The organism is Chloracidobacterium sp. N (assembly GCF_018304765.1).
Taxonomy (GTDB): domain Bacteria; phylum Acidobacteriota; class Blastocatellia; order Chloracidobacteriales; family Chloracidobacteriaceae; genus Chloracidobacterium; species Chloracidobacterium aggregatum.
Genome location: NZ_CP072643.1, coordinates 262,926 through 285,482, shown reverse-complemented (window position 1 = coordinate 285,482; position 22,557 = coordinate 262,926). Strand labels below are relative to the sequence as shown.

Below are 22,557 nucleotides of genomic sequence, written 5' to 3'. Positions count from 1 at the left end.
AACAGACGTTACCGACGCAGAAAGGCGATGTAGTCCTCTTCGGTGTCAATGTCGCATGCGCCTTTGGGAAAGGGCAACGTCGTCACCTCGTGGCGGTATTCCCGCAGGTAGCGTCGGGCGCCGATGTCGCCGTGTGCTCCAAGCAGCCGGTGACGCCAGACGTACCGGAAGAGTACCGGCACGCCGGGCGTCCCGGCATAGTCGCAGGCGGCCGCCGTGGCTTCGGGATGGTCGCGGAGAGCGTCCTGAAGCCGGTGAAGCTGTGTGACCGACACCAGCGGTTGGTCCGGGGCGAGGACGAAGAAGGTGGCTTCCGGCGGCCGGTTCGGGGGAAGTGCTGCGATGCCACAGCGCAACGAAGCGCCCAGCCCTTCCGCCCACTGTGGGTTGTCAATGAGTTCGACATCGGGGGCGCCGTCGGCGTCGGCGAGGTGGGCGCGGTAGCTTTCGGCATGGCCGCCAAGCACAACGAGGATGGGCGCAGCTTGAACCGCGCGCGCCAGACGGATGGCCCGTTGCAGGAGGGATTCGCCGTCAATGGACAGCAGAAGCTTGGGGTGTCCGCCCATCCGCCGCGCCGCGCCACCGGCCAGCAGGATGGCGGCACTGGGAAACCGTCCGGGCACGGCGCTCATGGCAACAGGGAAGAGGAGTCCGGCAGGGGCGTGTGAATTGGCGCCTGCCGGTGGCGGAGGAACTGGCCATTGCACCGGTTGGCAACGGCCAGAATTTCAGCCACGATGGAGACCGCCACTTCCACAGGCGTTTCCGCGCCGAGGTCGAGACCAACCGGAAAGTGCCAGGCTTCAACAATTTCTGGCGCGACCGGACAGCCTTCGTCCGCCAGTTCGGCCAGCATGCGTTCGGTGCGCCGCCGGGGACCCAGCAGGCCGACGTAGCGCGGTTGGACGGCGGCCAAACGGCGTACGATGGCTTTGTCGCTGGGGTAGTGATGGGTCATGACGACGACATGATCCTGCGCCCGCAGCGGGAGGTCATTGACCGTGGGCACCACGAGTACCTGCCGGGCGGTGGGGAAGCGTTCCGGCGTGGCCAGCGCGGGACGCCAGTCGGCCACAGTGACATACCAGCCGAGCCGGTCGGCGAGTTGTGCCAAGGGAAGTGCATCATCGCCAGCGCCCAGAATGGTCAGTTGGAGCGGCGCGGGCAGGAATTCGACAAAGGCTCTGAGACTGCCCTGCGCGGTGGTGTAGGTCATCTGCCGTGAGCGGCGTTCAGCCAGGCAGGTACGCAGTTCGAGGTGGAGTTGTCGGAGCCAGTCCGCCTGTTCAACCGGTGCACCGTCGGCTTCGGGGGTGTTGGCCGTGTGCAGCAGCCGAAAGCCGACGCGGCCGGCAAATCGGCCTTCGGCCTGGAAAATATGCGCCAGGGCGGCATCTTCGCCCGTGGTGCGGATCAGCGCCAGCAGGTCAAGGGGGTGATCGGGCTGGTGGGCATGGAAAGGCTCGATGTAGATGAGGGTTTCACCTTCACAACCCAGCGCCGGCCCCCACGTCGTATCCGTAGCGACATCGTGCAGGTCATAGCTTACCAGTTGCGCTTTGCCGCTGGCCAGAATCGCCTGCGCCCGCTCGATGAGGTCCGGTTCAAGGCAGCCGCCACTGATGTTGCCAACCGTCTCGCCTGTTTCAGCGATGAGCATGCGCGCCCCGGGCCGCCGGTAGAACGAGCCGGTAACGCTCACCACGGTGGCAAGTGCCAGACGGCACGGGGTCCGGGAGGTGAAACGGCGCAGCGCCAGCAGAAGCACATCGAGTTCAGACATCGTGGTATAAAAGGCTACGGCTGATGAAAAGGTTGTTCACCACTGGCTGAATGAACGGCGGTTGTTCGTGCTTTGTAACATGCCTGGGTTGTCACACTGAAATTTTTGAGTGCCGTATAACCTGCCAGCCGGAACCTTTTGCTGTCGGCAGCGACTACCAGCTTGCCAACCGTACCCACAACTGAAGGACTGGCTATGTCATCTGCGTCCGAGGAACTCGACAATCCGCTGTATGGCGACTTTGAGGATTACCTCGACGGCAAGCTGCCGCCGGCGCGCCACCGGGAAGTTGCCGACCTGCTGGCGCGTTCCGCGGCGGCGCGGGAAATGCTGGAAGAGCTGCGAACGGCGCGCAAGTGGTTGGAGGGAACGCACTGGGACGTGCCGGAGCCAAGCGGGTGGCCGTCGGCGGGGGAAATTCTGGCCCGTGCCGGCTGGCGTCCTGCGGCGTCGTTGCCGGCGGCCAAGCCTGACCGGTCAACCGGAAGATTTGCCGGGTGGCTGTCCGGGTGGATGCCCTGGCAATGGAATGTTCGTTCGCCGGTCTGGGTGTTTGGGGCCGCGGCAAGTGTGCTGTTGCTGGTTGGAGGCGGTTTGTGGTGGTGGGTTCTCAGCCCGTCGGCGCCGGATGAACTGGCACAGTCAAAGGCATCTGAAACTTCAGCGCCACCAACTTCTGAACTGCCAGCACAGCCAGGTGCGGCAACGGCCCGGCCGGAGGATGCCGCCCGTCCGGTACTGCCTGCCGAAGCCGCACCGGTTGGTGCTGCACCACAGAAAAAAGACCCGGCGGCATCGGTGCTGGAAGCGGCGTCGCCGGAGGGGAAATCAAAGCGTTCGGGGCCCTCAGCCGGTTCGTCCGGGACGGCGGAAGACCGGCAACGGGCGGGAGCTTTACGCGCGCCGGCGTTGCCGACAACACCGCCGGAACAGATGGCTGGACAGTCATCCGTGGCGGCTGCGCCATCAGCCGGAGATGAAACGGCGCACAAGGCAGAAGCGATGTCGGCGGAACGGCGGGAAGCCCGTCCGTTGGCCGCAGCTCCGCTGCCGGAGGCGGGTGCTGCGCCGTCTGTGGCCGGGCGGGCGTCCGGTGCTGGAGCCACCGACAGGGCCCGCGATGAAACGAAGGAAGCCCCAAGGGCAAAGCCGGGCTCGGCCGCCGATGCTCAGGGAGCAGCCGCCCCAGTCACGGCGTTGACCTTACGCCTGGTGGTGGCGAACCGGCGCGCGGCGCTGACTCAGGTGGCGACTGTGGCGCGTGAGTTTGGCGGCAGTGTACGGCTCGATGGTGAACAGGTGGCCGTGACCGTGCCGGCCGGGCAGGTCTCCGCTTGTGCCGTCCGGCTACGGGCGCGGGTGTCCGTGGCGACGGAAGGGGAAACGTTGCAGGTGACGATCCGGGAGCGTGAGTGAGGGGGGCGAGTGGCGAGTGGAGAGTAGCGAGTGGCGAGTGGCGAGTGGCGAGTAGTGAGTGTTGAACCTCCCCCGGCTGAAGCCGGAGGATTCTGGTTCTTGCTACGCGGCCGCTTGCGCGGCCGTTTCGCGTACCCAGTTCAGGGCTGGTTCATGCAGCCCGCCCGCTGGAGCATGAAGAACCAGCGGGCAGCACAGCCCATACCAATCCCGGACATTCATCGCAGCATTGGCATCGGCGTGCGCCTTGTATCCGCACCGTGTGCAGACGTAGGCATGTTTTTGACGTTTGTTGATCGCCCCGCACCGATGGCAGGTCTGGCTGGTGTAGTGCGGAGGTACCGCATCCACCGCCACGCCAGCAGCCAGGGCCTTGTAGCGCACAAACGTCTCCAACTGATAGAACGGCCAATAGTCCCGGTTCTGCCCCGCATCCGACCTGGTGTCTTTTCGCTGCCGGGCAGAAGCCCGAATGCCCGAGAGGTCCTCAAAGCGGATTCCTGCTTTGCAGCGCTTGGCCAGGGCAACCAGTTGCTTGCTCATCACGTGGTTCATATGCGTGACGATGCGCCGCTCCTTGTTCTCCAGCTTCCTGACCGCGCGGTGCTTGCCCGTGGCCTGCAGCATCTGTCTGCGCCTGGCAAACACCCGGCGCACATGCCGGATTTGCCGGGCTTTCCAGAACACAACCGGGCCATCGGGCGTTGCCGCCACTACGGGCACGTTCTGTCCGCGATCCACGCCGATCCAGCGGTCTCGTGGCTCCGCATCGGGAACTTCCATCGACACGGAGATGAGCACATACCAGATCCCGCGACGAGAACAAAACAGCTTGATATTGCCGGGCTTGGCCGAACCGTTCAGTATCGCCTCCAGGAGTTCCCGATGAGAGGCGACATGCACTTCAATCGGGATGCGCTTCCTGGTTCCCCGCAACAGTCCGAAGGACACGCTGAACGTGTCCCCGACACGGTGGAGCGTCCAGTTCTGGTTGTTTGTCTCAAGCGGCAGACGCCGAAAGTGCTTGGCCTTTGTCCTGGCGTTAGCATTACGAATGGTTTGGTTGATCCAGCCGCTGGCGATTTCGACATGAGTAAAGGAGCTGGTGGTGAGCTCTCTGCGCTCGGCCTTCGGCATGGCAAGGATTTGATTGGCAACCTCGGTGTTGAGGCACTCCAGCCGCGCAAACTCCTGCGCCTTGGCCTTGTTGAGGCGCAGAAACGGCAGCTTGAGGGTCTTGGTGAGTGTTGCCATGTTGAGATTATAATGTATCTTGCAAGCCCATGCAAGATCATGGAGAGGGGTGGCGCACAAAGCGCGCCCGCCATTCATCCTGCGACTAAAGTCGCAGGCTTTCTGGCGGAGGGTCTGTAAGTAGCGAGTGGCGAGTGGGGGGTGGCGAATAGCGAATAGGGAATAGCGAATAGCTGATGGGGAAAGGAACGATGCGAGCAGATAACGGAGAGCTGGCTGGTTCGTTCGTATGTTTCTATCCTTTTTTCACTTTCCATTTCTCAGTCTCCATTTTCCATTCCCCATTCGCTATTCGCCACTCGCCACTCGCTACTCGCCACTCGCTACTCGCCATGTTTCACCGTGAGGCGGACACCAACAATGGCAATGTCATCGAGTTGGGCTTCTGTGCCGCGAAAGAGATGGATTTCCCGTGAGAGGGCTTCGGCCTGCCTGGCGGCTGGCAGGCTGGCTATTTGCTGTAGCTTCTGCCCGGTTCGGCGCGAACCATAGCGTTCACCGGTGGGGTTTTTCTGGTCGGTGAAACCATCGGTCAGCAGGTACAGCATGGTTCCGTCAGCGTAGTCAACCTCGTGGTGGGTGAAGGTCCGGTATGCCTCGCGTTGGCGTCCGCCGATGGATTTCGTATCGCCTTTGATGGTGGTGAGTTCACCGGCCGGCGTCATGAGGTAAGCGCGAAGGGCCGCGCCGGAAAAGCAGAGCCGGCCAGTCGCGCGTTCGATGCGGCACAGTCCGATGTCCATGCCGTCCTGGGCGGTTTTGGTGTCACCGTCCTGCTGCAGGGCGCGGCGAATGCCAAGGTGGAGCTGTTCCAGAATGAGAGCCGGTTCAGTCACACCTTCCTGAATGAGTCGATCGAGCAGTGTGATGCCGATCATGGACATCAGCGCGCCCGGTACGCCGTGCCCGGTGCAGTCGCCGACGGCCAGAAGCACCGTATCGGCGTCGAGGTTACGCAACCATTGACATACTCCCCTGCCTAAAGGCAGGGGATTCTTGTTCTTGGTTCTGCGAGCGCACTTACTTCATCAGGTTGCCCCTCTAAAGCAGCGGTGCATCTCTCCCCAAGCGTTCCCTCTTTCGAGGCAGTTCCCTTTTGCCCAAAGGTACTGTTTTGCCACTCCATTCCCAAGATGCTTAGTCCCTTCTTGAGGATGTTCAAAGCCGCATTCTGGTCTCTGTCTGATTCAAATCCACATTTAGGACAACTATGGGTTCTGGTGGATAGGGTTTTTACTACCCTATGCCCACAGTTACTACAGTCCTGTGTGGTGTACTGCGGCGGTACGCTGACGACTGCCTTGTCCCAAACCTTGCCGTAGTAGTCCAGCCACGCAGTGAATTGAGACCAGCCAGCATCATGAATGGATTTGGCAAGATGATGATTTTTGACCAGGTTCTTCACCTGCAAGTCTTCATACGCCACGACATCGTGAGATGCCACCACGCACCGTGCCTGCTTAATTGCCCAGTCTTTACGCTGGCGTTGGACTTTCAGATGCACTTTGCCCAGTCGCTTTCTTTGCTTGTGGTAGTTCTTGGATTGAGATTTTGCCCTCTTCTTGAACTTCCGACTTAATCTGCGCTGGTGTTGCTTTAACCTTCTTTCACTACGCCTCAAAAACTTAGGATACTCTACAGGGTTGCCGTTCTGGTCGGTGTGGAAAGCCTTTACGCCCAAGTCAATGCCAATAACATTGCCTGTGTATGCTCCCTGCTCTTTGCGCTCCACATCCAGGCAGAACTGAGCATAGTACCCATCTGCCCTGCGTATCACCCGCACCCGATTGATTTTGGAGTTCAGGATATGGTGTCTTGCCTCACCATTGCAGTACAGAGCAAAAGCACCAGCATTGAAGCCATCAGTGAAGGTGATAGACATTCCATCTCCTGACAGCTTCCAGCCAGATACCTTGTATTCCACAGAACGGCAATGCTTCCTGAACTTGGGATACCCTTTCTTGACCGCCTTGTTTCTGCAGTTGGTATGGAACCGGGAAATGGAAGCCCAAGCCCGTTCTGCACTTGCCTGCCTTGCCGCTGAGTTTAACTTCCTGGCAAAGTCAAACTCTTTGGCCAGGTCTTTGCAGTGGGCATAGAGAACAGCTTTGTTTACACTCTTGTTGTCCATCCAGTACCGCACACATTTGTTTCTGACAAACTGTGCGGTACGGATGGCTTCATCCAGAGCCTGATACTGCTCTGCTGTCCCGTTGAGTAGCTTGGCTTCCATTACTCTCATACTGCTATTTTATCACAGGTTTGGCTTGATAAAACAGCGTGCGCCTTATATCCCTGCCCTAAAGTGCAGGGCTTTACGGCGTTTTTTCGGTAAAAGTCTCCCGAGACAATATCGCGCGGCAGATACACCACGAAGGCATCGGTGAGTGTTGTGGTGAGTTGTCCGGCACGTGGCAGCAGCGCCCGTTGGATGCGCTCGGCGTAGCGGATGCTCTCAAGCATCTCGGCGTTTTTGCGTTCGATTTCATCGCGCTGGCCGCGTAGTGCTTCCTGTTGTTGGTAAATTTCAGCCGTACGCGCCGCCACGGTCTGTTCGAGGCGGAGGGCCAGCCGGCGCAGCGCCGCGAGCCGCCACCGAACGCCTCCGGCAATGAGACTGAGCGCCAGCAGGAGGTAGCCGGCATAGGCGAGGCGGGTACGGTACCAGGGCGCGGGAATGGAAAACCTGACTTCAGCCACATTCGCGCTGGCCACACCGTCGCGGTTGAAAGCGCGCATGCGGAAGGTGTACGTGCCGGGGGGCAGACCGCTGAAATAAGCCGTCCGCCGTGAGCCGGCGGCTTGCCAGTCCTGACTGAGACCGCTGAGCTGATAGGCAAAGGTCACCTGCTTGGGCAGGATAAAACTGAGACCCATGTATGGATTTCAACGGTTTGGGTGTGCACGGGCAGCACCGGAGACAGGTTTTCCAAGGATTGCCCATCGGCCAGCAGCCGTTCGATGGTCACGGGTGGCGGCGAAGCGTTGTAAGGCAGTGTGACTGGGTTGAGGATGGCGATCCCGTTGGTCGTGGGAAACCACAGGCTTCCATCGGCGGCCCGGCAGCCGGCGGGCTGGCGGCTGCCGTTGCCTTCCTGGTCGCGCATGCCGTCGGACGGGCCAAACACGCGACATGTGACGCGGGGTTGCCGTTTTTCGGCGCAGGCAATGATTTCAGCCCGTGGGACGGTGAAAATTCCCAGATTGCTGGACATCCAGAAGCGATCCTGATCGTCCACCAGAATGACGTGAATGTTGTCGTCGAACAGTCCCTGCCGGGTCGTGATGGCGGTGAACCGGTGGTTGGCGAAGTGAACCAGTCCGCCGGCCGTGCCAAACCAGAGAATGCCCTGTGAGTCGTGGTAGAGGTATTTGACGTTGGGGTTGGGCAGTCCGTCCGCCACACCGTAAAGGGTGAAGCGTCCCTGCCGCTGGCAGACCAGCCCGCGATTGGTGCCGATCCACAGGTTGCCATCCCGGTCACGTCCGATGAACAGTACCTGGGCGTCGGGAACGGGGTAGCCTTCGTTTGTTCCCATCCGGGTGAACTTGCCTCCGGCAAAGCGGCAGAGTGTCGTGCCGGCGCCAATCAGCAGGCTGCCGTCGGGTTCCTCGTGGATGACGCGCACGGGGAGTCCGCTCAGTCCGTTGGCTGGTCGGTAGGTGGTGAAACGGTTGCCTTCCTTGCGGGTCAGTCCGGTGGAGGAGCCGAGCCACAGCGCGCCGGTATGGTCTTCACACAGCGCCAGGACGTCGTCACCCGGCAGCCCCGGCCGGCCCGACTTTCCCGGACGCTGGCCCCAGGTAGCCGTCACTTTGCCCTGTTCGATACGTGACAGCCCGCCTTCGCTCGTGCCGACCCAGATCACTCCCGCCCGGTCCTGCAGGATGGGGTAGGTATAGGTTCCCAAAAGTCCTTCGGGTTCGCCCAGAGGGGTCACGGCCCCGTCGTGGAAGCAGTACAACCCGCGTCCCGTTCCCACCCAGAGTTCGCCTTCGCGTCCGGTCAGGAGACAGAGGGACATTTCGTGGACGCCGAAGGTCACAGTGTCCGTTCCGGGATGGGGGGGCGGTGTGAACACGTCAATGGTTTCGCCACGGCAGCGGATCAGTCCCTGGGTGTAGGTGCTTACCCAGAGGTTGCCGTCGGGGTCTTCGCAGATGTCCGTTACCGGGCTGGTGACTTTGGTGGGGATGCAGCGGGTGGATGATGGGGGGCGGTAGAGCAGTCCGGTCTGGGTGCCAATCCAGAGGCATCCGGCCTGGTCTTCGTACAGCGCCTGGATACTGTGGTCGGTCAGTTCTGTGGTTTCGATCCGTCCCTGCTGGAAGCGGGCCAGTCCGCTGGTCGTGCCGATCCAGAGTATGCCCTGGCGGTCAAAGCGCAGGGCGCCGATTTTGGTACTGGGCAGTCCGGCGGTGTAGTGGGTAAATCGCTGCCCGTCGAACGCCACCAGTCCGTTCATGGTGCCGGCCCAGAGCGTCCCGGATGGGTCTATGGTGAGGGCATTGATGATGTCATCGGGAAGACCGTCATCCATTCCGAAGCGTTGCCAGCGTCCCTGGTCATACCGGAACAGTCCGCCGCCACGGACGCCGCCACTGCTGAAGAAGCGGTCACCTCCGGTGCCGATCCAGAGGGTGCCGGACGGGGCTTCGCACAGGACGGTGATGCGGTTGTTGTTGAGGATGGGAGTGTTCTGGCGATTGAAGGTGGTGAAGTGGATGCCGTCGAAACGTGCCAGACCTTCGTGGGTGCCGACCCAGATGTAGCCGTCGCGGGTTTGCGTGATGGTGAAGATGGCGTTGAGGGGGAGTCCGTCATTGGCGAACCAGACCTGGCGGACGTATTGCGTCAGGACTTTGTTTGGGTCGAGGGCGTAGGCTCCGGGGGTGTTGCACAGCAGGATGATGAGGCAGAACAGCCAGCGGGGCATACGTTGGGTGGTGCGATGAGGGCCGGGGTGGCGGGGCGTGTGATGGTGGCATTGAATAATCTACCGGTTGTTCTTGTCCTGTCCAGCACGCTGCGGTTTCCTGCCGAAAGCCGCCCGAACCGCCGTTGGAACTACCGGTTGTTCTTGTCCTGTCCAGCACGCTGCGGTACTGGTGGATTGCCTGGCCCGCCGGGTTTCGCCGGTTAGGGACAGGGGAGGGGAACTGCTGGTCGGTCAATTTGTTTGGCGATGTGGTGTTGTCAGGCAAAAGCAATCTCTCAAGATTGCTTTTGCCTGACAACGCCTTGTGGGTGATCAACATTTCTCAGCATCAGAGAGTTTCATACATCTACCATTCGCCATTCGCCGGTCTTAAGTGATCAACGCCTTTCGGCATCAAAGATTTTTGCACCAGACCATGCGCCGGTCGGCGTTCCGCCGACAATCGTGATCAACGCCTTTCGGCATCAAAGATTTTTGCACAAAAAGCCTTCGAGTTTTCCACTTCGGGGCTGTGCCTGTGATCAACGCCTTTCGGCATCAAAGATTTTTGCACGAGGAGCTTCGTATCGTCTGCGAAGCGGTATTTTCGGTGATCAACGCCTTTCGGCATCAAAGATTTTTGCACCTGATTGACGCACTGGTGCTGCCGTAATGGACGAAATGTGATCAACGCCTTTCGGCATCAAAGATTTTTGCACGCGTAGCCAAGCCGGGCACGGATTTCCAGGAGGGCATGTGATCAACGCCTTTCGGCATCAAAGATTTTTGCACGGACTCCCATTGCCAGCCCCCATTTGACCGACGTGTCAGTGATCAACGCCTTTCGGCATCAAAGATTTTTGCACTTCCGTCACGTCATCAGTGCTGTCGGATGTTTTTACGTGATCAACGCCTTTCGGCATCAAAGATTTTTGCACACAACCTGCGAGCGGAATCCTACTGGGTTCTGGCTGAAGTGATCAACGCCTTTCGGCATCAAAGATTTTTGCACATTGTCGGCTCGGACGTTTTCTATTCACGCTTTGTGTGATCAACGCCTTTCGGCATCAAAGATTTTTGCACCGCCTCGAATTAATCAGCGGCGGCACAATCGACGGGTGATCAACGCCTTTCGGCATCAAAGATTTTTGCACGATAGCGTTGCTCTGCCATTTGACGACGGGCGAATGGTGTGATCAACGCCTTTCGGCATCAAAGATTTTTGCACAAGCGGTAAAATCCCCTTCAATTGTAACCCGCAACTGTGATCAACGCCTTTCGGCATCAAAGATTTTTGCACCTAACCTGTCAATCAACGCGGCACACGCCGTCAGGTGATCAACGCCTTTCGGCATCAAAGATTTTTGCACGTATAGGTGGAAACCGGTACGTAGGCTGTCGTTTTGTGATCAACGCCTTTCGGCATCAAAGATTTTTGCACGCGCGCGTCAACAGACGCAGATGCGCAAAGTGTTCGTGATCAACGCCTTTCGGCATCAAAGATTTTTGCACCTTTGATGAAGGGCGCGAAGATAGCGTTGCTCTGGTGATCAACGCCTTTCGGCATCAAAGATTTTTGCACCTACCCCGCTGATAAGAATAGCGCAACGCCGCAAGTTGTGATCAACGCCTTTCGGCATCAAAGATTTTTGCACCACCTTTTTGCCACCGAGCCTGCCGGCATCTTAACAGTGATCAACGCCTTTCGGCATCAAAGATTTTTGCACTGCAGATGGCCGGGCGCGGATTACGCCCGAAGTCCCAGTGATCAACGCCTTTCGGCATCAAAGATTTTTGCACCTGTGCGCAGCTTCAGGCGTGATTCACCAGTGTCCGGATGTGATCAACGCCTTTCGGCATCAAAGATTTTTGCACGACGATTCTTTCTCCCGCCGCGCCCATCAGGTGGTGTGATCAACGCCTTTCGGCATCAAAGATTTTTGCACAGCTTGCCCACTTGCTCCCGGACGGAGTTGAAGGCGGTGATCAACGCCTTTCGGCATCAAAGATTTTTGCACCTGTCTAGGGCCTTCCAAGAGGGGCTAGGCAGCGGGTGATCAACGCCTTTCGGCATCAAAGATTTTTGCACCGTGTCTTCTTCGCCATCGTCCTCAACGGGAAAGTGTGATCAACGCCTTTCGGCATCAAAGATTTTTGCACGATGGGCGCGGCGGGTGAGAGAATCGTGATTAACGTGATCAACGCCTTTCGGCATCAAAGATTTTTGCACCTATTCTGCCAGAAAAAGTAACAGCACAGTGCGAGGTGATCAACGCCTTTCGGCATCAAAGATTTTTGCACCGCTACTCTTGCTTTCGATTGTTTCCAGGGTTGCGTGATCAACGCCTTTCGGCATCAAAGATTTTTGCACGACCATCCGTACCTGACACGTAAGCGCGTCAAGCCTGTGATCAACGCCTTTCGGCATCAAAGATTTTTGCACTGGTGGGTTGACGAGTTGCCGTTCTAGCCCCGCCCGTGATCAACGCCTTTCGGCATCAAAGATTTTTGCACACAACACCGCGTCAACGTGACGCAGGATCATATCGGGTGATCAACGCCTTTCGGCATCAAAGATTTTTGCACAGCCTTCCATCCGGCGATTTCACTTCCAGCGCTGTCGTGATCAACGCCTTTCGGCATCAAAGATTTTTGCACCGCGCGCTCGTGCTCGATTGAAACCGAGACCAATATGTGATCAACGCCTTTCGGCATCAAAGATTTTTGCACGTTCTCATCGCGCAACACCGCGCCCTTCAGCGTAAAGTGATCAACGCCTTTCGGCATCAAAGATTTTTGCACAAACGGCTGCCCGCCCCAAAGAAAAGTCAGGTCGGGGTGATCAACGCCTTTCGGCATCAAAGATTTTTGCACAAAAGCGGCACAGGACACTACCTGTCTGTCCAGTAGTGATCAACGCCTTTCGGCATCAAAGATTTTTGCACACTCCACCAAACAACTGGCAAGTCCTGCTGGACGCGGTGATCAACGCCTTTCGGCATCAAAGATTTTTGCACCCCGTACTGGGTTTTGCGCCACCGCGCCGACGTAATGTGATCAACGCCTTTCGGCATCAAAGATTTTTGCACTGCAGAACCAGTGAGGAAGAAAGCCTGGGGAAAAAGTGATCAACGCCTTTCGGCATCAAAGATTTTTGCACTGTACAGCGCCAGCGTAGGGCGAAAAGAGCTTGGCGTGATCAACGCCTTTCGGCATCAAAGATTTTTGCACTTTCGTAGATATGCGCCTTTTGCGCTTGCGTCAATCCGTGATCAACGCCTTTCGGCATCAAAGATTTTTGCACGTAGCTGGAAAAAACCAAAAATCAAACCGGTTTTAGTGATCAACGCCTTTCGGCATCAAAGATTTTTGCACAAAGCCCTATAAGCGATTTTAGCGCCACCGGCAGGGTGATCAACGCCTTTCGGCATCAAAGATTTTTGCACCCGCCAAGCTCGAACAAAATCCGGTTCCGGCGGTCTGTGATCAACGCCTTTCGGCATCAAAGATTTTTGCACACTCCCCTGCTGCCCCCAAGCAAGCCCAGCGCGTGCGTGATCAACGCCTTTCGGCATCAAAGATTTTTGCACAATACAGGCGCAGCGTGCCGCCGCGGCAAGCGCAATTCGGGTGATCAACGCCTTTCGGCATCAAAGATTTTTGCACCGCGCGCCCCGACCACTGGGCGCAGGTGCAGCTTTAGTGATCAACGCCTTTCGGCATCAAAGATTTTTGCACCGCCCGGTGAGCGACACCGAGGCGGACGACCCGCGGTGATCAACGCCTTTCGGCATCAAAGATTTTTGCACCAGTGTAAAGCCCGGCGGGCGCGTCAAGAAGCTCGGTGTGATCAACGCCTTTCGGCATCAAAGATTTTTGCACAATCTCGCCCGTCTGGAGTTGCTTGGCGAGTTCGCGGTGATCAACGCCTTTCGGCATCAAAGATTTTTGCACTCAGCGTTGGATCAGCCGCCGCCACAAGATATTGTGGTGATCAACGCCTTTCGGCATCAAAGATTTTTGCACCTGATGCGCCCGGTGTGCGGCGGCAGATAGTTCACCGTGATCAACGCCTTTCGGCATCAAAGATTTTTGCACCACTGAAGCCAAGCGCGTCTTAGGGATTGCAGAAGTGATCAACGCCTTTCGGCATCAAAGATTTTTGCACAATATCAGCCTACAGGCTTGCCGCCCAAAATGCGCGTGATCAACGCCTTTCGGCATCAAAGATTTTTGCACTTTATTGACCGCACCAAGCAATACAAGGATTCTGTGTGATCAACGCCTTTCGGCATCAAAGATTTTTGCACTCAAATCCTGTGGTAAGGACGTTGGCGTTGGTCAAGTGATCAACGCCTTTCGGCATCAAAGATTTTTGCACCAGCACGATCCACCGCTGGATGGCTTCCACCGGCGGGTGATCAACGCCTTTCGGCATCAAAGATTTTTGCACCAGATCCACCGTAAACCCTACGCGCTCGTTTGACGCGGGTGATCAACGCCTTTCGGCATCAAAGATTTTTGCACGCAGCGCACCCGACGGCCCGCTGGCTGTTTCTCAGTGATCAACGCCTTTCGGCATCAAAGATTTTTGCACCGGACAGGAAAAAAAGAAAAAAAGGAGGAGGAAACGTGATCAACGCCTTTCGGCATCAAAGATTTTTGCACACCCTGACCCGCTGTTTTCCCCACACCAGGGTTAGTGATCAACGCCTTTCGGCATCAAAGATTTTTGCACCGGCGGCGGCGGCACGCCAGGACTCGTAGGAAGCAAGTGATCAACGCCTTTCGGCATCAAAGATTTTTGCACCGCTCCGTCACGGCATTGTCACCTTCCGGCAGCCCAGGTGATCAACGCCTTTCGGCATCAAAGATTTTTGCACGACTTCGACTTCTTCCTCGTCAATAAAGAATTGTACAAGGTGATCAACGCCTTTCGGCATCAAAGATTTTTGCACGACCGTGCCGGGCTGGGAAAGGAAAAAGAAACTTGTGATCAACGCCTTTCGGCATCAAAGATTTTTGCACCTATTTTGGGGCGATATGGCGCTGTCGCTACGCCGGTGATCAACGCCTTTCGGCATCAAAGATTTTTGCACTTTCGTAGATGTGCGCCTTTTGCGCCTGCGTGATGTGATCAACGCCTTTCGGCATCAAAGATTTTTGCACCTCCACGGCGTTGCGCACAGCAAGCAAGGTGTCAAGTGATCAACGCCTTTCGGCATCAAAGATTTTTGCACCCGCCAAGTGGCTGGAAAATGTCCCTATGGAGAAGTGATCAACGCCTTTCGGCATCAAAGATTTTTGCACCGTAACGCGCAAGCCGCTTTCGACGCGCGCTGGCGGTGATCAACGCCTTTCGGCATCAAAGATTTTTGCACATTGACCTGACGTTGAGTTTGTACTGGAGGGTGTGTGATCAACGCCTTTCGGCATCAAAGATTTTTGCACGTAGCTGGAAAAAACTAAAAACCAAACCTGCTTTAGTGATCAACGCCTTTCGGCATCAAAGATTTTTGCACCAGCGCGGGATTTCGCCCGACAGCGCTGACGTGTAGTGATCAACGCCTTTCGGCATCAAAGATTTTTGCACGACAGCTTAACAGCGATAGAGGGCATCAGCCGCGGTGATCAACGCCTTTCGGCATCAAAGATTTTTGCACGCTAGGATTTCGGCAGGCTCGGCGGTAGATAATTTCAGTGATCAACGCCTTTCGGCATCAAAGATTTTTGCACAAGGTTCTGTTCAATGAGTTCCTTGACGTGGGTGAGGTGATCAACGCCTTTCGGCATCAAAGATTTTTGCACCCGGAAGCTACTTGCACGATTTCCTCTGGCGCGTGTGATCAACGCCTTTCGGCATCAAAGATTTTTGCACATTCCCACGCCGGCAACCCTGAATCCAGCGGCCAGTGATCAACGCCTTTCGGCATCAAAGATTTTTGCACTTTGACGACACGCGCTCAGGGGCGCAGGCTGTCGTTGAGTGATCAACGCCTTTCGGCATCAAAGATTTTTGCACGGCTGAGTACTACCAGACTTATTCCGACTATAAGTAGTGATCAACGCCTTTCGGCATCAAAGATTTTTGCACCGTTTCGGGCGCGTTGGGAAGTCACGTATCGCGCTGTGATCAACGCCTTTCGGCATCAAAGATTTTTGCACTGCTTTGCGCAACAACAAGGACGCCGCCAGCCCAGGTGATCAACGCCTTTCGGCATCAAAGATTTTTGCACACTTCGCGATAGACAGTCACCACAACGCCTTGCGATTCGTGATCAACGCCTTTCGGCATCAAAGATTTTTGCACCGGTAGCTGGAAAAATGGAAAACGAAATTCGAGTTTAGTGATCAACGCCTTTCGGCATCAAAGATTTTTGCACCGGTGATAACCTGCCCCCGTTTCGCCGTCCGGGTGTGACGTGATCAACGCCTTTCGGCATCAAAGATTTTTGCACGACTGGAGCTGGGATGACCGGCGGGAGACCGCCTTGTGATCAACGCCTTTCGGCATCAAAGATTTTTGCACTGCGGCGCGAGCAGCCCGTCCACGCGGTTTGTCCCAGGTGATCAACGCCTTTCGGCATCAAAGATTTTTGCACGAGGCTTGCGTGGTCGCCAGCCCCACACGGCGTAAGTGATCAACGCCTTTCGGCATCAAAGATTTTTGCACGTCAGCCACCGGCGCAAGCACTGGCGCGCCGTCGGGTGATCAACGCCTTTCGGCATCAAAGATTTTTGCACTTATCACCGTCCGGCTGGATATTCTCTGTCTGCGGAAGTGATCAACGCCTTTCGGCATCAAAGATTTTTGCACCGCCAAACTGCTGTGGCGCAAGTAGCCCGTCCACGCGATTGTGATCAACGCCTTTCGGCATCAAAGATTTTTGCACCTTCCACTGGCGTCCCCAAGCATCCCAGCCCAGAGTGATCAACGCCTTTCGGCATCAAAGATTTTTGCACCCTGTGGCTATCTGCACGATTTCCTCCGGCGCGTGTGATCAACGCCTTTCGGCATCAAAGATTTTTGCACAAACGCGCCGAGACCGATATTGAACGCCAAGCTGACGTGATCAACGCCTTTCGGCATCAAAGATTTTTGCACTGCGCGCCGTGAAGTTTCCCTGCGGCACGTTCAGGTGATCAACGCCTTTCGGCATCAAAGATTTTTGCACTCCGGGAATTCTTCCTCAAACTTTTCAGGCGTCATCGTGATCAACGCCTTTCGGCATCAAAGATTTTTGCACCCGCCTGCCGCGTTGCTGTCAGACGCAACCGGCGGTGATCAACGCCTTTCGGCATCAAAGATTTTTGCACTGCGCGCCCCGACCACTGGGCGCAAGTACAGCTCTAGTGATCAACGCCTTTCGGCATCAAAGATTTTTGCACTCTTACGGCAGCTACGAAGACGGCGGCGACGTATCAGTGATCAACGCCTTTCGGCATCAAAGATTTTTGCACCCGGAAGCTACTTGAACAATCTCCTCCGGCGCGTGTGATCAACGCCTTTCGGCATCAAAGATTTTTGCACCAGTTCGCCGGTTCGTCGCACAGTACGGCGTGACAGTGATCAACGCCTTTCGGCATCAAAGATTTTTGCACGAATCGCGCGGATTTCTTGGGGCAATTGGAAGCCCGGGTGATCAACGCCTTTCGGCATCAAAGATTTTTGCACCTCCACAAGTTCTTTATGCTGCGCATCAGTCATTTGTGATCAACGCCTTTCGGCATCAAAGATTTTTGCACCGGCAATCGGGACAGACGGGAGTGGACGGCGGGAGGTGATCAACGCCTTTCGGCATCAAAGATTTTTGCACAATCTTTCCAAGAATGAATCGGCGTACCTTGCGCTGTGATCAACGCCTTTCGGCATCAAAGATTTTTGCACGACGCGCCTTTTATTGCGCACTCGCCGTTTCTGCGTGATCAACGCCTTTCGGCATCAAAGATTTTTGCACCCGTATAAAGCCCAGCGGGCGTGTCAAAAAACTCGGTGTGATCAACGCCTTTCGGCATCAAAGATTTTTGCACTCGCCCCGGCAATTACCACCAAGCCGGGACGTGCAAGTGATCAACGCCTTTCGGCATCAAAGATTTTTGCACCGTTGGAAAAAATGACGCCGGACGAAATCCGCGCGCGGTGATCAACGCCTTTCGGCATCAAAGATTTTTGCACATTCGTTCTTTGCCGCCGGCGCTGTCGGGAAAAAACCGCGTGATCAACGCCTTTCGGCATCAAAGATTTTTGCACTGCCGAAGCGCGTGCGGTAATACGTCCCGTTGACGTGATCAACGCCTTTCGGCATCAAAGATTTTTGCACTTTATGGGCGGTGGTGCAGCCGTTGTTGGCGCGCGAGGTGATCAACGCCTTTCGGCATCAAAGATTTTTGCACACTTCGACGGTTCGTTTCTTCGCCAACTCGTCAGAAGGTGATCAACGCCTTTCGGCATCAAAGATTTTTGCACCGAAGAACTCCAGCAGCGCGGCATTGAAGCCGCGTGGTGATCAACGCCTTTCGGCATCAAAGATTTTTGCACCGTAACTTGGCTGAAATTGACGCGGGGGACGTAAGTGATCAACGCCTTTCGGCATCAAAGATTTTTGCACACCACGAGCCGCCGAACTGCTGTGGCGCAAGCAGTCGTGATCAACGCCTTTCGGCATCAAAGATTTTTGCACTTTGCCCAGTTCGGCTCGAAGGCGAAGACAGGCGCGCTGTGATCAACGCCTTTCGGCATCAAAGATTTTTGCACAGAGTACCAAAACTAACGCCCGAACAATGGGACGAGTGATCAACGCCTTTCGGCATCAAAGATTTTTGCACCGCCCGAACAAACTCGGCTCGCGCGTAGGGCGTGTAGTGATCAACGCCTTTCGGCATCAAAGATTTTTGCACTCTTTCGCTCGCGCTCATGCCGTTTTCATACGCGCTGTGATCAACGCCTTTCGGCATCAAAGATTTTTGCACTAGCGCAGCCTACAAGCTCGCGGATACGGCTGACCAGGTGATCAACGCCTTTCGGCATCAAAGATTTTTGCACCAGTGCCGGGATTGACCAGAATCGTCGTGCCGTCCAGTGATCAACGCCTTTCGGCATCAAAGATTTTTGCACGGTCGTTGGTTTTGGGGCGCAGCAACGCCGAAATCAGTGATCAACGCCTTTCGGCATCAAAGATTTTTGCACATCAGGTGGAAGCCGAGGGGTTGGGTGCGTCATAGTGATCAACGCCTTTCGGCATCAAAGATTTTTGCACCCGGGACGCGCCTCGCGCACGCACACGCACACGCGCGGTGATCAACGCCTTTCGGCATCAAAGATTTTTGCACCGCCCAGTTCGGCTCGAATGGGAAAACCGGCGCGGTGTGATCAACGCCTTTCGGCATCAAAGATTTTTGCACGTGTACTCCAGGGTTGGAACGTAAGCCCGTACCTTGTGATCAACGCCTTTCGGCATCAAAGATTTTTGCACAGCGGCGGGGAAAAGATTGCCGGTGGATCGGTAATGTGATCAACGCCTTTCGGCATCAAAGATTTTTGCACCGACTTCTGGCGCGCGCGCGGAGACCAGTTTTCGCGTGATCAACGCCTTTCGGCATCAAAGATTTTTGCACCACACACCCCCCCTCTCCAACTCCGGGACTACCAAGTGATCAACGCCTTTCGGCATCAAAGATTTTTGCACCCCAGCAGCGTGGCAGGCAGTGTGAAACTTATGCAGTGATCAACGCCTTTCGGCATCAAAGATTTTTGCACTTGTCCGGCTGTCTAGTGGGAAGTACACTGTCGAAAGTGATCAACGCCTTTCGGCATCAAAGATTTTTGCACTCCACTGTAACTTTTCTGCGATTAGGTGTTGACACGTGATCAACGCCTTTCGGCATCAAAGATTTTTGCACGAGAAGCGGAACAGCAAAGACCCACGCCAGGCGTAGTGATCAACGCCTTTCGGCATCAAAGATTTTTGCACTGAAGCGTTCCCGAACAGCCCAACGGAACGCCAGCGTGATCAACGCCTTTCGGCATCAAAGATTTTTGCACCGCGCGCCTGTGTTAACGATAGTCTCAATGACCGGTGATCAACGCCTTTCGGCATCAAAGATTTTTGCACCCAGCCGATCAATCAACGCCGCACACGCCGTGAGGTGATCAACGCCTTTCGGCATCAAAGATTTTTGCACAGCGCCCCCAAACGGTAAGCACTGGCCACATAAAACTGCTTCTTGCTCAAGCACCTGAACCGGAAAGGCGGCAAGCCGCCTCCCGTCTGCCGGGTAATGCCCGTAACTCCTGCAAAATAAAGCACGCTGGCCCATTCAAGCAAGTCTTCCCCACATTCAGGCAGGAAAAGCGTTCGCTTCAAAGGACTTACCAGACACTCACCGGCAAAGCATCCTGTCCACACCGACATGCGTGAATCCGCCCGCCTACAGGATTTCAATCCGCTTGCGTTCTTCATCCCAGGAAGTTTTGGTTGAGGTGTCAACCACACGCCTTGCGCAGCCGGGACACAAATGAATGACCAGTAAATCATCTTCACTCGTCATCAGCTTTGCCAAATCAAAACGCAACTGCTCAAGGTCAGTTTTGGTGCAATACATGCGGAAGACGGAAAATTGTACCCTTTCCGCATTCCCCTTGACGCGCTCATAAACTTTGCGCCACCGCTTTGGATCGCGTACGTCATAGCTGACGAGATACCACCGCCTTTCTCCCATAACTCTGCCCCCCCCCTTGAGGCGGTCTCAGCGCAACCGCATTCTGGCAAACAAGCCCGGCGCCCCAGTCCACTCCTTTTCAAGCAGACGGGCTTCAAGTTCAATCGTGCGCTGGTACGAAAGCGAGTAACGCAAGACCGGATGCTGCCAGCTTTCCTGCTTCCGTTCCTCATACAAGGCAATGGCTTTGCGCTTTCCTTCCAGCGAAAGCCAAACCTTGTGTGGCGTAACAACGAAGTCTTCCGTGGCGTCCCACTGTTTGCGGTTGATTGACGCAACAACCGGCATATCCGCCAGCGGTACGCGAAACAGCTCCATCAGGTCGAGCGCCAGTGGATGCGCGGCACTCCGGGGCGTGTGCAAAAAGCCAAACGAGGGTTCCAGCCCGACGGCGATCAAGGCTGCCAGGCAATCCTTGTAAACAAGGGCATAGAAAAAGCTCAGCAGCGCATTGACCCGGTCGCGTGGCGGACGCCGATTGCGTCCCACAAACTCAAAACCTGCCGGGCTGCCCCGTTCACCAGGGGAAGTGCGGATGAGCGATGCAAAAGCCGCAAAGTAGGCCTGCCCGGCCGATCCTTCATAGCCCCGAATCTCATCCGGTTCTGTCGCTCTGGAAATCTGCGCCAGGGCATGGCGCATCTGTGTCAGGTGTTGTTCCAGTTCCGGCTCGCGTCCAGCTTCAGTTGCCGTAGGTCGCGTCGCCCGCAGGACATAACGTATCTGGTTCTCGACCTTTGCCATGGCCAGACGCCGGGCCAGTCCAAGGCAAAAATCCGGGTCAGACATGGCTGCATACTGCCGGTGCCGCCGCTGTACGCCGGGTGTCCCGCCACGAAAACTGCCGACGACATTCCCGCCTCCGGTCAACCAGTGGATGGCAACGTCATTGGCGGCGCAGTAGTGAATCGCCTGGGTCGTTATCTGTACCGCCCCATGCAGGATGACCGCGCCAACGTCTTTGCCGGGAAACCTGACGGGAACCCGTCCGGGAATCTCAACAACCAGCTCTTCGGCGGAGCGTTCAACGCGCGTACCCGGTTCGGTGATATGCAGGATGCGCCGCTCATCCCGTTCAGGAAACAGGCGTCTTACCTTGGCATCTTCTGGTTCGACTTCATCAGGGACGGCGTTCACCGTCATGACGGCCAGCCGATCCTCTTCCGGCAGGCATATCGGTGCCAAGGCACAGTGGCGGCACAGCCGCGCATCAGATGTGACCGGCGGACGTTCGAGGTGTTGGCGGAGTTCGGCGGCACGCGCAACCGCCGCGCGAAGCTCCCGGCGGGCCGCGTCATCAAACGGGACGCGGACTGTCACATTGTCGGCGTGATACCGGATGCGTCCTTCCAGAATGGTCTTCCCGGTGGCTTCCTCCAGCAGGGCGCAATAGGCAATGACCTGAAGCCGATCTGACGGCCAGGCCGCGCGCCGGTTGGATTTCCCCTTCTTGTGCTCGTAGGCAACGAGTGACCCATCCCGGTAGCGCACGGCATCCACCTTGCCGCGAATGCCCCACCGCTCGCTTTCCATTTCGTAGGTCAGGGTTTCAATCCCTTCACTGATGTCCTGCAGGTGGACACGGCGGCCCTCATAGACGCGCTCATTGGCAAGACGAATCTCCTCGACTTCTTCCAGGTAGAAAAGACGCTCACAATAGGCCAGTGCATGCAGTGCCATGACGCGCGTCAGTGGCACGACATCATCCGGTGTTCCCATACTGTCCTCCCAGGTCGTAAGCCGGTTTTCAGCGCCTTGCGGCATCACAGATGTGTTTGCTTCCGCGTTTACGCAGGCGGCCGGATGACCGTCCAGTACGCTTCCAGAGGCGGCTCGGTTGGAGTGACAGGCTCACGCTCCAGTTCGTAGCGTTGCCATCGGGTATGACGCGATCCGACGTGATCAACCCACACCGGCAACTCCAGCGATCCTTCCTGGCTTGGCTTCAGCCGGTGCCAGTCCCCGGTTGGCTCTTGGACAAGGCAGATGTCGTTGACGGCATCATCGCTGAGTCCAAGGCTCAGAACGCCGTAGCGGGTGATCGTCTCCGGTGTTTCCAGGGCTTCCCGCAGACGCATTTCAAGCCTTGGCTCCGGGTTGGTTTCCTGCGCCGAGTCCACCCAGCACAGAAACGCGATGTCGCACAGGGTTTCAATGTAGTCCGGTCTATTCCCCTGTTTAGACTGTTTTGATGCTTCGCCGTACTTGTAACGGCTCAGCTTGCGCAACGTCTGGGCTACACGGGGAAAAGGCGAATGACGCCGGCTTCCGTCGCGGTAACTTCCACTGAAGGCCAGGGACAGACGGACGCCCGCATGCCGACGACGGAAACCTTCGCCCACAAGCGACAGCAACATGCCGTACACCGTGGCCGGCGGCGGCAGCGGATAGGTTTCGGCCAGCGACCGTGCGTAGGACTTGCGAAAGCTTCCATAGGGCACTTCAACGTGAAGTGTGAGCATG

The 22,557-nt window shown here is 56.6% G+C and carries 11 protein-coding genes and 1 CRISPR repeat array; of the genes, 1 reads left to right on the top strand and 10 read right to left on the bottom strand.

The features are described from left to right. Positions 1 to 8 precede the first annotated feature (8 nt). Positions 9 to 635 (bottom strand): nucleotidyltransferase family protein, encoded by a 627-nt coding sequence (locus J8C05_RS12290; protein WP_211423822.1) that lies wholly within the window; start codon positions 633 to 635, stop codon positions 9 to 11. Further along, entirely contained in the window at positions 632 to 1,786 is a 1,155-nt protein-coding gene (locus J8C05_RS12285) for an XdhC family protein (protein ID WP_211423821.1), read from the bottom strand. Before J8C05_RS12285 ends, J8C05_RS12290 begins: the two co-directional genes overlap by 4 nt. A 195-nt stretch (positions 1,787 to 1,981) precedes the next feature. Between J8C05_RS12285 and J8C05_RS12280 the strand changes: the two genes are divergently transcribed. Beyond that, positions 1,982 to 3,202, top strand: coding sequence for a hypothetical protein (locus tag J8C05_RS12280; protein WP_211423820.1), 1,221 nt, complete (start codon positions 1,982 to 1,984; stop codon positions 3,200 to 3,202). A 102-nt stretch (positions 3,203 to 3,304) separates the two neighbouring features. Here the strand turns inward: J8C05_RS12280 and J8C05_RS12275 are convergent, their stop codons facing one another. The 8 genes from J8C05_RS12275 to cas5 all read right to left on the bottom strand — a co-directional run bounded on the left by J8C05_RS12275 (position 3,305) and on the right by cas5 (position 22,556). Next, complete coding sequence (locus J8C05_RS12275; protein WP_211423819.1) at positions 3,305 to 4,456, bottom strand: RNA-guided endonuclease TnpB family protein; 1,152 nt, start codon at positions 4,454 to 4,456, stop codon at positions 3,305 to 3,307. Positions 4,457 to 4,779: 323 nt separating this feature from the next. Next, positions 4,780 to 5,415: a PP2C family protein-serine/threonine phosphatase gene (locus J8C05_RS12270; protein ID WP_211423818.1), complete on the bottom strand. Its 636-nt coding sequence runs from the start codon at positions 5,413 to 5,415 to the stop codon at positions 4,780 to 4,782. Positions 5,416 to 5,435: 20 nt separating this feature from the next. After that, the gene (locus tag J8C05_RS12265) at positions 5,436 to 6,689 is read right to left on the bottom strand and encodes an RNA-guided endonuclease InsQ/TnpB family protein (protein WP_459543860.1); all 1,254 of its coding nucleotides are present in this window, start codon (positions 6,687 to 6,689) and stop codon (positions 5,436 to 5,438) included. A 5-nt stretch (positions 6,690 to 6,694) separates the two neighbouring features. Next, positions 6,695 to 7,333: a triple tyrosine motif-containing protein gene (locus J8C05_RS12260; RefSeq protein ID WP_211423816.1), complete on the bottom strand. Its 639-nt coding sequence runs from the start codon at positions 7,331 to 7,333 to the stop codon at positions 6,695 to 6,697. Beyond that, positions 7,300 to 9,393 carry a ligand-binding sensor domain-containing protein gene (locus tag J8C05_RS12255; protein ID WP_211423815.1) on the bottom strand — a complete coding sequence of 698 codons (2,094 nt, stop codon included), beginning with the start codon at positions 9,391 to 9,393 and terminating at the stop codon, positions 7,300 to 7,302. Before J8C05_RS12255 ends, J8C05_RS12260 begins: the two co-directional genes overlap by 34 nt. Positions 9,394 to 9,769: 376 nt before the next feature. Beyond that, a CRISPR array of direct repeats spans positions 9,770 to 19,557; the repeat unit is 36 nt; unit sequence GTGATCAACGCCTTTCGGCATCAAAGATTTTTGCAC. A gap of 246 nt (positions 19,558 to 19,803) precedes the next feature. Then, complete coding sequence (gene cas2, locus J8C05_RS12250) at positions 19,804 to 20,094, bottom strand: CRISPR-associated endonuclease Cas2 (protein WP_014101088.1); 291 nt, start codon at positions 20,092 to 20,094, stop codon at positions 19,804 to 19,806. A gap of 27 nt (positions 20,095 to 20,121) precedes the next feature. Further along, positions 20,122 to 21,813, bottom strand: a complete 1,692-nt coding sequence (locus J8C05_RS12245) for a type I-MYXAN CRISPR-associated endonuclease Cas4/Cas1 (RefSeq protein WP_211423814.1) — start codon at positions 21,811 to 21,813, stop codon at positions 20,122 to 20,124. 68 nt (positions 21,814 to 21,881) lie between these two features. Then, positions 21,882 to 22,556 carry a type I-MYXAN CRISPR-associated protein Cas5/Cmx5/DevS gene (gene cas5, locus J8C05_RS12240; RefSeq protein ID WP_211423813.1) on the bottom strand — a complete coding sequence of 225 codons (675 nt, stop codon included), beginning with the start codon at positions 22,554 to 22,556 and terminating at the stop codon, positions 21,882 to 21,884. Between the last annotated feature and the right edge of the window lies 1 nt (position 22,557).

Excerpts from the sequence above, each read along its gene's own strand:
- J8C05_RS12260 (WP_211423816.1), bottom strand. The coding sequence starts at position 7,333 with ATGGGTCTCAGTTTTATCCTGCCCAAGCAGGTGACCTTTGCCTATCAG.
- J8C05_RS12285 (WP_211423821.1), bottom strand. The coding sequence starts at position 1,786 with ATGTCTGAACTCGATGTGCTTCTGCTGGCGCTGCGCCGTTTCACCTCC.
- cas2 (WP_014101088.1), bottom strand. The coding sequence starts at position 20,094 with ATGGGAGAAAGGCGGTGGTATCTCGTCAGCTATGACGTACGCGATCCA.
- J8C05_RS12275 (WP_211423819.1), bottom strand. The coding sequence starts at position 4,456 with ATGGCAACACTCACCAAGACCCTCAAGCTGCCGTTTCTGCGCCTCAAC.
- cas5 (WP_211423813.1), bottom strand. The coding sequence starts at position 22,556 with ATGCTCACACTTCACGTTGAAGTGCCCTATGGAAGCTTTCGCAAGTCC.
- J8C05_RS12280 (WP_211423820.1), top strand. The coding sequence starts at position 1,982 with ATGTCATCTGCGTCCGAGGAACTCGACAATCCGCTGTATGGCGACTTT.
- J8C05_RS12255 (WP_211423815.1), bottom strand. The coding sequence starts at position 9,393 with ATGCCCCGCTGGCTGTTCTGCCTCATCATCCTGCTGTGCAACACCCCC.
- J8C05_RS12245 (WP_211423814.1), bottom strand. The coding sequence starts at position 21,813 with ATGGGAACACCGGATGATGTCGTGCCACTGACGCGCGTCATGGCACTG.
- J8C05_RS12290 (WP_211423822.1), bottom strand. The coding sequence starts at position 635 with ATGAGCGCCGTGCCCGGACGGTTTCCCAGTGCCGCCATCCTGCTGGCC.
- J8C05_RS12265 (WP_459543860.1), bottom strand. The coding sequence starts at position 6,689 with ATGGAAGCCAAGCTACTCAACGGGACAGCAGAGCAGTATCAGGCTCTG.